13 protein-coding genes are annotated in these 13,318 nt (G+C 60.7%); 11 read left to right on the forward strand and 2 right to left on the reverse strand.

Features of this window, described 5'->3' with window-relative positions:
- Positions 1 to 29: 29 nt before the first annotated feature.
- Positions 30 to 719: a nitroreductase gene (locus tag AC1RQC_RS21470; RefSeq protein WP_492810159.1), complete on the forward strand. Its 690-nt coding sequence runs from the start codon at positions 30 to 32 to the stop codon at positions 717 to 719.
- Here AC1RQC_RS21470 and AC1RQC_RS21475 read toward each other — a convergent pair whose 3' ends face one another.
- Together AC1RQC_RS21475 and AC1RQC_RS21480 are read right to left on the reverse strand one after the other, a co-directional pair.
- Entirely contained in the window at positions 720 to 1,529 is an 810-nt protein-coding gene (locus AC1RQC_RS21475) for a FadR/GntR family transcriptional regulator (protein WP_492810161.1), read from the reverse strand.
- 49 nt (positions 1,530 to 1,578) lie between these two features.
- Positions 1,579 to 2,358 carry a FadR/GntR family transcriptional regulator gene (locus AC1RQC_RS21480; RefSeq protein ID WP_492884524.1) on the reverse strand — a complete coding sequence of 260 codons (780 nt, stop codon included), beginning with the start codon at positions 2,356 to 2,358 and terminating at the stop codon, positions 1,579 to 1,581.
- A gap of 221 nt (positions 2,359 to 2,579) precedes the next feature.
- Between AC1RQC_RS21480 and AC1RQC_RS21485 the strand changes: the two genes are divergently transcribed.
- From AC1RQC_RS21485 to AC1RQC_RS21530, 10 genes are all read left to right on the forward strand, one after another.
- Positions 2,580 to 3,740, forward strand: a complete 1,161-nt coding sequence (locus AC1RQC_RS21485; RefSeq protein WP_492884526.1) for an acyl-CoA dehydrogenase family protein — start codon at positions 2,580 to 2,582, stop codon at positions 3,738 to 3,740.
- 10 nt (positions 3,741 to 3,750) lie between these two features.
- Positions 3,751 to 4,893: an acyl-CoA dehydrogenase family protein gene (locus AC1RQC_RS21490; RefSeq protein WP_492884528.1), complete on the forward strand. Its 1,143-nt coding sequence runs from the start codon at positions 3,751 to 3,753 to the stop codon at positions 4,891 to 4,893.
- Between the two features lie 29 nt (positions 4,894 to 4,922).
- The gene (locus AC1RQC_RS21495) at positions 4,923 to 6,452 is read left to right on the forward strand and encodes an acyl-CoA synthetase (protein WP_492884530.1); all 1,530 of its coding nucleotides are present in this window, start codon (positions 4,923 to 4,925) and stop codon (positions 6,450 to 6,452) included.
- A gap of 369 nt (positions 6,453 to 6,821) precedes the next feature.
- Entirely contained in the window at positions 6,822 to 7,595 is a 774-nt protein-coding gene (locus AC1RQC_RS21500; RefSeq protein WP_492884532.1) for an SDR family NAD(P)-dependent oxidoreductase, read from the forward strand.
- A 2-nt stretch (positions 7,596 to 7,597) separates the two neighbouring features.
- The gene (locus AC1RQC_RS21505; protein WP_492884533.1) at positions 7,598 to 8,380 is read left to right on the forward strand and encodes a phosphotransferase; all 783 of its coding nucleotides are present in this window, start codon (positions 7,598 to 7,600) and stop codon (positions 8,378 to 8,380) included.
- A 36-nt stretch (positions 8,381 to 8,416) separates the two neighbouring features.
- The gene (locus tag AC1RQC_RS21510) at positions 8,417 to 9,238 is read left to right on the forward strand and encodes an enoyl-CoA hydratase/isomerase family protein (protein ID WP_492884535.1); all 822 of its coding nucleotides are present in this window, start codon (positions 8,417 to 8,419) and stop codon (positions 9,236 to 9,238) included.
- On the forward strand, positions 9,231 to 10,109 hold the full coding sequence (locus tag AC1RQC_RS21515) for a MaoC/PaaZ C-terminal domain-containing protein (RefSeq protein WP_492884537.1): 879 nt from the start codon (positions 9,231 to 9,233) through the stop codon (positions 10,107 to 10,109). The genes AC1RQC_RS21510 and AC1RQC_RS21515 overlap by 8 nt, the downstream gene beginning before the upstream one ends.
- Before the next feature lie 76 nt (positions 10,110 to 10,185).
- A complete protein-coding gene (locus AC1RQC_RS21520; RefSeq protein WP_492810179.1) occupies positions 10,186 to 10,935 on the forward strand; it encodes an electron transfer flavoprotein subunit beta/FixA family protein in 750 nt (249 codons plus the stop codon).
- 17 nt (positions 10,936 to 10,952) lie between these two features.
- Entirely contained in the window at positions 10,953 to 11,885 is a 933-nt protein-coding gene (locus AC1RQC_RS21525; protein WP_492884539.1) for an electron transfer flavoprotein subunit alpha/FixB family protein, read from the forward strand.
- 426 nt (positions 11,886 to 12,311) lie between these two features.
- The gene (locus AC1RQC_RS21530; RefSeq protein WP_492827145.1) at positions 12,312 to 13,298 is read left to right on the forward strand and encodes a PDR/VanB family oxidoreductase; all 987 of its coding nucleotides are present in this window, start codon (positions 12,312 to 12,314) and stop codon (positions 13,296 to 13,298) included.
- Positions 13,299 to 13,318 lie beyond the last annotated feature (20 nt).

Below are 13,318 nucleotides of genomic sequence, written 5' to 3' on the forward strand. Positions count from 1 at the left end.
GTCCCGGGCTGTGTTTGGAGAACTGGATAATGAGCAATCGAGAAGAGCAGGCAAGCGCCGTTTTGGAGCATCTTCTGTCGTCGCGGCATAGCTGCCGTGCCTTTCTGCCCGAGGAGGTCCCGCAGGACGTGGTCGAGCGCATTGTCTCGCTCGCGCAGCGGACCGCGTCATGGTGTAACGCCCAGCCGTGGCAGGTAGTCATTACCCGAGGTGCCGCTACCGAGCGCTTTCGGGAGGCGATGCTCGCGCCGTCGGCGGAAGACGACAAGCGCCCGGACTTCGAGTGGCCTCGAGAGTATCGCGGAGTCTATCAGGAGCGCCGCCGGGAATGCGGTCTCGCGCTATACGACGCCGTTGGGGTTGCGCGCGGTGACCGCGCGGCTTCTGCCAGGCAGGCTCGCGAGAATATGCGGTTGTTCGGTGCCCCGCACGTTGCCATTGTGACCAGCGACGACGCCCTATCTACTTACGGTGCTGTCGACTGCGGCGGCTATGTGGCCAACTTCATATTGGCCGCGACCAGTCTGGGCGTTGCCACAATTGCGCAGGCTGCGCTAGCCTCTCGTCCAGAACGAGTGCGTGACTGTCTCAGTCTGCCGCCGGACCGGCGCATTGTCTGTGGGATTTCTTTTGGCTTTCCCGACACTCGTCATCCGGCGAACAGCTTCCGAACCAGTCGCGCGGATCTCAGTTCGACGATAAAGTGGCTTGACGCCTAATCATGTGCTCTTTCGCGGCGCTGGACGCTGCGATCGGGACTTCGGCGCCTCCTCTTTCCCGGTAACGAGGGAGAGGTAGGCTTGCTGGAGTCGCTTGAGACTGGCCTCCATCTCTGCCACGGCGGCATCGGCGTCCTTCGCGTGCATGTGTTTCATGAAACGCTTTCGGGACGGCAACACGAAGGTGTTCTCATATTCGCCAATGCTATTGACGAACTTGGCCAATACGGCCAGTAGCCCATCCATCATGATGACCATGATGGGGTTGCCCGACATTCTGGCAAGCATGCGATGGAAATCGAAATGAAGCTCAGCGCGACGGGGGAAGTCACCTTCTGCTGAGGCTCGTGTTGCTTCGTCGATATTCTGTTGCAATGCTGCCAGGTCGTCGGCCGTTGCCCGACTGCAAGCCTCGCGGACGATGACGGACTCAAGCCAGATACGAGCCTGGGTGAGCTGATCTGGCGTGATGGACCCGACGTGGTACAAGTCCATAAGGCTGTTCGTGATAGCGAGGCCCGAGCCTTCGCTGATGAATGCGCCGCCGCTAGCACCCTTCTGGAGCCTGACCAGTCCAGCATGCTCGAGGGAACGGAGCGCTTCTCGCAGGGTATTGCGGGACACACCGAATTGCACGGCCAGAGCTCGCTCCGCCGGTAATCGGCTGCCCACCTTGAGTCTGCCCTCTGCAAGTTCCGCGCGAATCTGATCTGCGATCTCTTCGAAAGCTCTGGCTGAGCGCACGGCCTCAAAGCGAAGTCCCGTGGTGCCAGTGGGAACATCGGCGGATTTCAACGTAGAAGTGGTCATGGGCTTGCTAACTTAGTCGATTTACTGCGGCGGCGCGAGGCGGATGTGGTCAGGCGGCGATCTTCCGCTTGCGTGCAGGCTTCTTGCTCTCGCTTTCCAGGTACTCGCTGACGTGCCGCAGGTGAGTCGTCATTGCCTGGCAAGCCCCCACGGCATCACGCTGCCGCAAACTCGCCATTACCTTGCGACGTACCTGCATGATGTCCCGTCGCGGCTCTGGCGCAATCTGTGCCAGCAGCTTCCGAATGATTTCCGACAGCGCATCGACCATCAATACGATGACAGCGTTGTGTGTGGCCTGAGCGATGAGCCGGTAGAACTCGATCACAGACTTCGTATTCCGCGAGCCACCACCATGACGGAACAGCTCGGTGTGATACGTCACGTCGGCCTCGATTGCGTCCAGCTCTTCCTCGGTAGCGCGCTCGCACGCCAAGCGAAGGGCCACCGTCATCAGCTCGATGCGAGCTTCTGTAACGTTCGCAATCGAAACCTGGCCGAGCGACACCAAGTCCTGGACTGTCTGTGTCAGCCCGGTCGTCGTGCTACCACTACGGATGAAGAAGCCCCCGTTGATGCCGGTACGGGCTTCGACAACACCCGCGGCTTCCAGACTACGCAATGCTTCGCGTACTGCGCTCCGGCTCACGTTGAACTGCTCGGCCAACTGGAGTTCGCCGGGGAGCCGGTCGCCGGGGCGCAGGTCGCCGCTTGCGAGTTGTTGGCGGATTTGATCGCTGACCGCCTCGAATGCCCGCCTCGTGCGCACGCGCTTGAAGATGGGACCCGCCGGGTTCTCTTCCGGTTGGCTTGGTACGGCAGGTTTCATTTTCGTCGGCATTTTTATGTGTCTTGCATTGGATCAACCTCTGCACCTATGGTACCAGAGAATGGGTGCTTAGTAAGCCACTCGAAGGGTTCCTCCACTTCTGTGTTGCGCCGCGGCGCTGCGGCGATCCCGGTCACAATCTGCTTGCCTTAAGTACAATGGTTGAACCAAAATAACACACGTGTTCGCACGGCGCGAATTTACGTTGGAGGAGCAAGAGAATGGATCTACGACTGTCGCCTGCAGAGCAGGCGTTTCGTGCGGAGGTGCGAGCCTTCATCGCAGACAGACTGCCCTCGGAAATGCGCGCGCGCTTGCGCGCTGGGCACCCGCCGCGGAAAGAAGACACCGTGAAGTGGCAGCGCATCCTCAATGAAAGAGGTTGGGCCGCACCGCACTGGCCGAAGAAGTATGGTGGCGCGGAACTGGGGCAAATGGAGCGTCTCATCCTGATGGACGAGTTGTACCGCGCACCTGCTCCGCTGCCGCAAGTGTTCAATGTGACGATGCTTGGACCGGTGTTGATGCGTTATGGAACTCCGGAACAATGCCAGCATTTCTTGCCCAAGCTTGCCAATCTTGATCTGTGGTTCTGCCAAGGCTTTTCAGAGCCAGGGTCCGGTTCGGACTTGGCTTCGTTGCGTACTGCAGCGAAGCGTGATGGTGATCATTACGTGGTTAGCGGGCAAAAAATCTGGACCACGACTGCCCACTGGGCTGACTGGATTTTTGCGCTCGTTCGGACCAACCCCGAGGCTCGCAAGCAAGAGGGCATTTCCTTCCTGCTCATTGACCTGAAGTCGCCTGGCATCACGGTACGCCCGATTCTTTCCATCGACGGCGATCATCATCTGAACGAAGTCTTTTTCGACGACGTGCGTGTCCCGGTGGCCAATCTCGTCGGTGAAGAAAACAGGGGGTGGGACTGCGCCAAGTTCCTCTTGGGCAACGAGCGCACGGGGATTGCGAACGTCGGCTTGTGCCGTGAGCGGCTGGATTTTGCACGTGAGGTGGCGAGCAAAACCCCTCAGGGTTCGGGAAAACTCCTTGACGATCCGAAGCTGCGCACGGAATTCGCAGCGCTGGATGCGGAGATCCGGGCACTGGAGGTAACAAACTGGCGCTTCCTGCTGACACCGAGCGCTCAGGCGGAGCTGCCCGCATTTGCGTCCGTTCTCAAGCTGAAGGGGGTCGAGCTGCAGCAGGAAATTAACGCGCTCCTGGCTCGCCTCGCTGGTCCGTTGGGCGTGGAGAAACGGGGCAAGGGCGATTTGGTGTACGGCCCGCTTGCTCCCCGCTACTTCTACTCGCGTGCCGCCAGCATCTACGGTGGTACCAGCGAGGTGCAAAAAGACATCCTGGCCAAAGCCATTGTGGGATAGGGAGACAAACGTGAATTTCGAGTTGAACGAGGATCAACGGGCCGTACAGGACAGCCTCCGACGGTTGCTTGCGAACCGTTATGTATTCGAGAGTCGTCGTGTTGTTGCCGAGAGTGGCAAGGGGCACGACGAGGAAACCTGGGCCGGATTGTCCGAACTGGGCCTTACCGCGCTGCTGGTGCCGGAAACGCTGGACGGCTTTGGCTGTGGGGCGGTCGATCTCTTACCGCTGATGCAGGAACTGGGCGCAGTGCTGTGCCTGGAGCCGCTCCTCGCAGCCAACGTGCTGCCTGTCACTGCTTTGAAGATCTTTGATGCCGAGGAGTGCTCAAAAGATGCGCTCCGAGAGTTGGCAACGGGCGAGCGCAAGCTTGCGTGGGCGCATGAAGAAGCCGCGCGGCGCCACGCGCCTTGGTGGATCGAGACCACCGCCTCGGAAGAGGGTGGGAAATGGATTCTGAACGGGCGTAAAGTCAATGTACTGGGTGTCGGCCAGCCGGACCAGTACATTGTGAGCGCACGAGTCCGAGGCTCGCCCGCGGATCCTGACGGTTGTGCGCTGTTTTTCGTCGAGGCCCGAGAGGCGGGGCTGGACGTGCGTGGCTTCCGGCTGGTGGACGACACGTCGGCGAGTGAGCTCGTGCTTCGCGGGGTGGCAGCAACGCCCATCGGCGACCCAATGGATGGCCGACGTGCCCTCCAGGCGATTGACAGCGCCGTGTCCATCGGCATCGCGGCGAGCTGCGCCGATATGGTCGGGGCGGCGAGCGCTGCATTCCGGCTGGCAGTCGACTACCTGAACACTCGCAAGCAATTCGGCCGGTTGATTGGCGAGAACCAGGCCTTGCGCCATCGGGCCTCCGAGATGCTTGTCAGTCTGGAGCTGGCAAAAAGCATGGCGATGGCCGCAGCGGTGGCCGTTGATGACCCTGACTCGGAAGGCGCCGCACTGGATTTGCACCGCGCCAAACTCTCCGTGGCCAAGCATGCCCGGGCCGTGGCACATGGCGCGATTCAATTGCACGGCGGCATCGGCATGACCGAGGAATACGCAGTTGGTCACTACCTGCGCCGTATCCATGTGATGGACCAACTCTTCGGCGACGGCGACGCGCATGCATCGAAGTTGGCGTCGTTGATTCACGCATTGTAAAAGACTGAAACGAACGGAGTGAGACAAAAATGAGCGAAGCTACCATCTACCTGGATGGACGTCCCAAGGCCCGCGAAGAGGTGTTGCAGCAGGCGCTGCGTGCCGCGACCGGTTTTGACCAGATGGGGATCAAGGAAGGCGACACCGTCGGCTTGCTGCTGCGCAACGACTTCGCATTCTTCGAAGTGCAGCAGGCTGCAGCAGCAATTGGGGCATATTCGGTACCGTTGAACTGGCATGGCAAGGCCGAAGAACTGCTGTATGTCCTCAACGACTCAAAGCCGAAGACCCTGGTTGCTCATGCTGACCTGCTGGAGCCGCTGCGCGAGCAAATTCCGGCGGGCATTAAGGTGTTTGTGGTCCCGACCCCGCCGGAAGTGCAGGCCCGCTACAAGATCAAGGATGAGCTGACGCAGCCTCGAGAAGGGGACACCTCGTGGGAGGCATGGTGTAGCCAGTTTGCGCCGTGGGAGCAGCCTGCCAAGCGCGGGCGCGCCACGATGATCTACACGTCGGGCACGACCGGTCACCCTAAAGGGGTCAAGCGTGATCCGGCGACACCCGAGCAGGCCCAGGCCTATGTGAAGCTGATTGAGCGTGTCTACGGCTTGACGCCGGGCGTGCGCTCACTAGTCACCGGGCCGCTGTACCACGCATCGCCGAATGCATACGGACGACAAGCCATACTGGCTTCCGAGGTGCTTGTGCTCCAGTCGAAGTTCGACCCGGAAGAAACGCTGGCGGCCATCGACAAGTACCGCATCACCAATGCGGTCATGGTTCCGACCATGTTCGTCCGCATTCTGAAGCTCCCCAAGGAAGTCCGCGACCGTTACGATGTGAGTTCGCTGAAATGGGTGACGCATACTGGTGCACCGTGCCCGCGGGAAGTCAAACAGGCGCTCATGGAGTGGTGGGGCCCCATCATCTATGAAACATACGGCGGCACTGAGGTTGGCACGGCAACACTGGCGACGCCGGACGACTGGCTGAATCATCCTGGCACGGTCGGCGTGCCCACGCCAAGTACACAGATCGCGTTCTATGGTGAGGATGGAGCGCCGGTGGAAGACGGATCCCCGGGCGAGATCTACATGCGCGTACCGGCCTATGCGGATTTCACCTATCTGAACCACGAAGAGAAGAGGAAGAGCGTCGAGCGAAATGGTCTCATCAGTGTCGGCGATGTCGGCTATCTAAAAGACGGCAGGCTGTATCTGTGCGACCGGCGTTCGGATATGGTCATCTCTGGAGGCACCAACATCTATCCGGCCGAGATTGAGATGGTGCTTACGCAATGTCCGGGCGTTCATGATTGCGCGGTCTTCGGGATCCCCGATGAGGACTTTGGGGAATCGCTGGCTGCCGCCGTAGAACTCATGCCTGGTGTCGAACTCAGTGCAGCCGAAATTCAGAAATACCTCGAGTCGCACCTAGCTAAATACAAGGTCCCTAAGCGCATCGACTTTCACGCATCCCTGCCGCGGGAGGATAGCGGGAAGCTCTTCAAGCGGCGACTGCGGGATCCCTTCTGGCAGGCGGTCGGCAGAAAGATCTGAGCCTAGGCCGGCCCGGCTCAAACGGGACGGTTTCGCTGGCCTTTTCGTGTCGCGGGAGCTCCCTTTCGGTCGGGGGGCTCCTTTTGTCGATTACGCATTGGCTCGTAAAACTTCCGCCTGTCGAAGGGCCGAGATTTCCTCCTCACTGAAACCCCATTCCAGCAGCACGGAGCGGTCCAAAGAATGGTTGTGAGTGCGTCAGAACTTATCAATGGTTCTGCCAAAAAGCAAACGGAGCCTGTTCCAGGACACAGAGCATGGGACGGAGAGGGCGCAATCCACGTGACGCGACGCGTCGGACAGCGAAATCCCGTTGACGCGGCTACGCCATCGAAATATCATTGGTTCAACCAAATAAAGGAGACTGAGATGTCGCAGATTGTGTCGTTGGAAGGCCGCACCATTATCGTGACCGGCGCCGCCCAAGGCATTGGTAAGGCCGTCGTCGAACTCGGCGTCGAGTTGGGTGCAAACGTCGTTGCCGTCGACCTCAGCGGAGAGGGCCTGAATGCAGCCCTGGCGTCGTTGCCGGCGGAGCGCGTGATGGCGGTAGCCGGGAGTGTCGCGGACTCTGCGCTCGCGACCCGTGCGGTCTGCGACGCAGTTTCGCGATTCGGTGCCGTGCACGGTCTCGTCAACAATGCGGGCATCATTCGTCCGGCAATGATCGACAAGATGACCGACCAGCAGTGGCAGGATGTCATCGACGTACACCTTACCGGTTCCTTCTACTGGACGCGAGCGGTTGGGCAACATATGGTCGCGCGATCCAAGGACGGCGACAAGTCCGGAGGCTCTGTGGTAAATATCTCCTCGGATGCGGGTCGAAAGGGCTCCATTGGTCAAATCAACTACTCGGCGGCAAAGGCAGGTCTGCTGGGTATGACGATGACCGCTGCACGGGAATGGGGGCGCTACAACGTCCGTGCCAACTCGGTCTGCTTCGGCGTGGTCGAAACACCCATGACCGAGGTTGTCCGCGGCGAGAAGTTCCGCGACAACATGCTCGCCCAGATTCCTCTGGGCCGCTGGTCGACGCCGGAGGAAGTCGTCAAAACGGTGTGCTTCCTGCTTTCTGACGGCTCGAGCTATGTCACGGGCCAGCATCTCGGTGTCAACGGCGGGTTCCACATCAGCCTTTGATCATGACGTCCGGCGATATCCTCGTCACCGACCCGAATGCTGTCGATCGCCTGGCGACCTACGTCCGGGAGCGTGTCGCGCCATTTACTGGCGCGCTGGAGCTTTCGCGGGTGCAAGGCGGGCAATCCAACCCGACCTACATCGTGGAGGCGGGTAGCAGGCGTTACGTGCTGAGGCGGAAGCCATCCGGCACGATTCTGCCGTCAGCCCATGCCTTCGAGCGCGAATTTCGGGTCATGCAGCGTCTGGTGGACACGGACGTGCCGGTTCCCCAGGTTCGCGTACTTTGCGAGGATGTCGCCGTCATAGGGAGTGCCTTCTACGTGATGGATTATGTGGAGGGAAGAATCTTCGACGACCAGACCATTCCTGAATTATCCCCGACCGAGCCCCGAATCATTGCCGTCCTGGATTGGGAATTGTCCACGCTCGGGGACTCGCTGGCTGATTTGGCGTACCACTGCATGACCTGGCACCTTGGCCTCGGGACCCATTGCACCCTTGCGGGTGTCGATGTCGGGCCTCTCGGAATCCCTACCGAGCGCGAATACGTGGCGATGTATTGCAAGAACGCTGGGCTGGACGAAAGCGAAGGGATCTCGCGTTGGAACTTCTATCTGGCATTCAACATGTTTCGCCTTGCGGCAATCCAGCAAGGGGTGGCGCGTCGGGCGTTGGAAGGGAATGCGGCCAATGGCAACGCGCCAAAGGTAGCCGACCGGGTAACCGCCACCGCGCAGACCGCGCTGTTGATGGCGGAGCTGGACGGTCTCCGGCGCACGTAAAGATGGGTTGCCAGTTTCACTTTGGTGAGGATCAGTATGAGCGACAGTGAAGATGTCAAGCTGACATATGAAGGCGGGGTGGCCATTGTCACCCTAAACCGGCCGCGTGCCAAAAATGCGCTGGTGCCTGCCATGGCGGATGCCATGACGCAGATGTTCCGATGGTTTCGTTCGGATCCGCGGGTACGCGCAGTGCTGCTGACGGGCGCAGGAAGCGATTTCTGCTCCGGCGGCGACGTCAAGGGGATGGGGAGCGCAGGCCAGCGGAATCCGGAGGAGCGCCGTGAGGGGCTGAATGCTTACAGGGATCTCGTCCTGGCCATATCGTCTCTCGACAAGCCCGTTATTGCGGCAGTCGACGGCGTCGCGTATGGCGGTGGACTGAGCCTTGCAATCCTGGCGGACATTGTTATCTGCTCATATCGCGCCAGGATGTCGGTTGCCTTTCATCGTGTAGGCCTCGTACCAGACAACGGGGCCTGGTACACGTTGCCGCGCATTGTTGGGCTCCAGCGTGCGAAGGAGCTAGTGTTCTCTGCACGGGAATTCCACGCAGACGAGGCGAAAGAGATGGGGCTGGCCATGGAAGTGGTGGCCCCGGAAAGACTGATGGCGCGCGCACTGGAGCTTGCGCGCAGTTTCGAAGGTGCCTCAGCCACAGCGGTGAGCCTGTCCAAGCAGGCTCTACAGAAGTCGCTGCAATGCGACCTGGAGACCATGCTGAATCTGGAGGCCGCAGGCCAGGCCATCGCCGGTGGCAGTGACTACGCACGTGAATCGGTTCGTCGGTTTGCGGCCAAAGAGCCAGCGCAATTCCGTTGGCCTGCGTTGCCAAAAAGTGAGTACACGCATGATTGACTACGAGAAGACCAAAGCCTGGCAGTCGGGCGATGTTCAGCACCACTACACCGAGAAAGATAGCATTCTCTATGCACTCGGCTTGGGGATCGGCGCCGATCCGCTGGACGCGCAACAACTGCAGTTCGTCTACGAGAAGAATCTCGTCACCTTGCCGACGATGGCGGCAGTTCTTGCCTCGCCGGGTTCCTGGATGCGTGACCGCAAAGAGCTCGGAATCGACTTCCTCAAGCTGGTTCATGGTGAGCAGGGCGTGACGTTGCACAAGCCCCTTCCTGCCTCCGGCTCCCTGATCGGACGCAGTCGCGTGGTACGGATCGTGGACAAGGGCGAAGGGAAAGGCGCAGTGCTGCACGTCGAGAAAACTTTGCATGACGCAGCGACTGGCGAGCAGTTTGCGACAACGGAACAAGTGCTCTTCCTGCGCGGCGACGGTGGATTCTCCAAGAACGGAGGCGGGGACGAAGCCGCGCCTGCCTCGCCGTCAACGCCCGAGACTGCGCCCGAAGTTACGGTGGAGCTGCCGACGCGACAGGACGCGGCTGTACTTTATCGCCTGTCTGGTGACCTGAATCCGCTGCACATCGACCCTGCCGTCGCCGCGAAGGCGGGCTTTACGCGCCCCATCTTGCACGGGCTGGCAACCTACGGCAACGCGTGTCACGGCATCGTCAAGGCCTACTGTGGGTACGACGCGAGCCTGCTCCAATCCATTCGCGCGCGTCTCACCTCACCGGTGTATCCCGGAGAAACTCTCTTGCTCGATTGTTGGAAAACCTCGAATTCCGAAGTGGCATTCCGTGCGCGGCTGAAGGAGCGAGATGTCATTGTCCTCGCGAATGGCAGGGCCGTGCTGGCGGGTCGCGCATAAGGAACGACTCCCCGTGGCATAGATGGAAGCGAGCGGGGCCGTCACACAAGTTAAACGAAGTCTGATAGGTGAAGCAGTGAAGATACTTGTCGCAGTGAAGCGAGTGGTGGACTCCAACGTCAAGGTCCGCGTGAAGTCGGATGGTTCGGGCGTCGACTTGGCCAACATCAAGATGAGTGCCAATCCCTTTGATGAGATCGCAGTCGAGGAAGCCGTGCGTCTGAAAGAGGCGGGGGTGGCGACGGAAGTGGTCGCGGTTTCTTGCGGAACGTCGCAGTGCCAGGAAACCCTGCGTACCGCGATGGCCATCGGTGCCGACCGCGGCATCCTGGTGGAATCGAATGAAGACCTGCAGCCGCTGGCCGTGGCCAAGCTGCTCAAGGCGCTGATCGACAAGGAACAGCCGAGCCTGGTGATCCTGGGCAAGCAGGCCATCGACGACGACTCGAACCAGACCGGCCAGATGGTGGCCGCGCTGGCCGGGCTGCCGCAAGCCACGTTCGCCTCGAAGGTGGTGGTTGCTGACGGCAAGGCGTCGGTCACGCGGGAAGTGGATGGCGGTCTGGAAACCGTGTCGGTCAAGCTGCCGGCCGTGGTGACCACCGACCTGCGCCTGAACGAGCCGCGCTACGTGACGCTGCCGAACATCATGAAGGCCAAGAAGAAGCCGCTGGAAACCGTCAAGCCGGAAGACCTCGGTGTCGACGTGAAGCCGCGCCTGTCCACCGTCAAGGTCGTCGAGCCTGCCAAGCGCAGCGCCGGCGTGATGGTGCCGGACGTTGCCACGCTGGTGCAAAAGCTGAAGTCTGAAGCCAAGGTTATCTGAGCGCGGGGAGATAGAACATGACTGCACTTGTCATTGCTGAACACGACAATCAATCGATCAAGGCCGCCACGCTGAACGCCGTGACGGCAGCCGCCCAATGCGGCGGCGATGTCCACGTGCTGGTGGCCGGCTCGAACGCCAAGGCCGCTGCCGACGCCGCCGCGAAGATCGCCGGCGTGGCGAAGGTGCTGCTGGCCGATGCGCCGTACTTTGCCGACAGCCTGGCCGAGAACGTCGCCGAGCAGATCCTGGCCATCGCCAGCGACTACTCGCATATCGTCGCGCCGGCCACCGCCTCGGGCAAGAACATCCTGCCGCGCGTGGCTGCCAAGCTCGATGTGGCGCAACTGTCGGACATCACCAAGGTCGATTCGCCCGACACGTTCGAGCGTCCGATCTACGCCGGCAACGCGATCGCCACGGTCAAGTCGGCCGACAAGATCAAGGTGATCACCGTGCGCGGCACGGCGTTCGACCAGGCTGCGGCTGAGGGCGGCTCGGCCAGCGTGGAAACGCTGCCGGCGGTTGCCGACGCGGGCCTGTCGCAATTTGTGTCGCGCGAGCTGACCAAGAGCGACCGTCCGGAGCTGACCGCCGCCAAGATCATCGTCTCGGGTGGCCGCGGCGTGGGGTCGGGCGAGAACTACACCAAGGTGCTGACGCCGCTGGCCGACAAGCTGGGCGCTGCGCTGGGTGCATCGCGCGCGGCAGTCGACGCCGGCTTCGTGCCGAACGACTATCAGGTAGGCCAGACCGGCAAGATCGTCGCGCCGCAGCTGTACATCGCCGTCGGTATCTCGGGCGCGATCCAGCATCTGGCCGGCATGAAGGATTCCAAGGTGATCGTGGCGATCAACAAGGACGCCGAAGCCCCGATCTTCTCGGTGGCGGATTACGGCCTGGTGGGGGACCTGAACACCGTGGTTCCCGAGCTGTTGGGGGCACTCTAACGTGTTTGGTTGACGGCGTCCCGCGCGTTGCCGCAGGGACCTGTCTGCAATTGTTTTCGGGTGGTGACTTCAACCAGCTTGCTCCTGCTGGCTTACAGCGGCGCTGAACGGCGCCGCTTTTCTTTTGCTGGGCGAGCCCTGTTAGGCGTGCGCTTCTATGTCGAGGAAGTTTGGGTTGTCGTCAATCCAGGCCCCTGTCGCTTCGGGATGGATATTCGGACGATGTCTTCGAGTCGCTACGTGTCGACTTGATAGGTGATCCACAAGAAACAAGAGTCGATCGGCATCGCGCGGCGTTAGGCATTTCGGTCAGCAAAGTTGACCAAATCGGTCATCGCCGTTTCCCGCTAAGAACTCTAAGCTATCTCCACGCATTTTCCGGCCTCATCGGGCCAAGGTCGGAAGCGAAATCGGATGGAGACAAAGATGAACGACATTGTAGGTGAGACACCCTTCCTCGAGCTAAGGCTTGCAGCAAGGCGGCAGGAAGCGGAAGGCATTATGTCCTTTGAGTTGATGCATCCGGATGGAGCGCCACTGCCGGCCTTTGAAGCTGGCGCGCATATCCTGGTAGACGTTGCACCTGGTGTATCGCGCGCGTACTCCCTGTGCAACGATCCAGCCGAGCGACATCGCTATCTCATTGCGGTCCTACGTACGGAAGATTCACGGGGCGGATCCGTCGGCATGCATCAAGCGATCCAGCCCGGCCAACTGGTCAGGGTCAGCTTCCCCCGTAATGAATTCGAATTGCTACCGGGCGAAGGCCGGACACTGCTTATCGCCGGCGGAATCGGGATTACACCGCTACTGGCGATGGCTGAGACGCTGGCAAACGCCAATCGAGAGTTTGAACTCCATTACTGTACACGTGAGGCGGCGAAAACGGCCTTTACGGCCCGGATAAAGACCCGATTTTCGGCGCGTACCCGCTTCTATCACGATCTGCCACCGGAAGCACCGCCATTCGACGCGCGCAAGGTATTGCAGCAGCGGGGCCCCGATGACCAGGTGTACGTCTGCGGTCCGTCGGGATTTATCGACCACATCCTGTCGACGGCGGCAGCGCTCGGATGGGACAAGCGCCAGCTACATCGGGAGTTCTTCGCTCCGCCCACCACACAGCCCGACGCCCTGGCCGATGAGACTGCCTTCGATCTGATTCTGTCCTCATCGGGGAAGAAGGTGCACGTGCCTTGTGGGGTGAGCGCCGCGGCAGCACTGCTGGAGGCGGGCATCTCCCTCTCGATGTCCTGCGAGCAAGGAATTTGCGGCACCTGCGCGACCACGGTTCTCGATGGAGTGCCCGAGCATCGCGACCACTATTTGACCGATGAAGATAAGGCTCGCAACGACTGCTTTATGCCGTGCCGCTCGCGCGCCAGAACCCCAGAGCTGTTGCTGGACCTTTGACCACATTGAGGGGACGAGAA

It is taken from the genome of Cupriavidus sp. GW822-FHT03E04 (assembly GCF_058801495.1).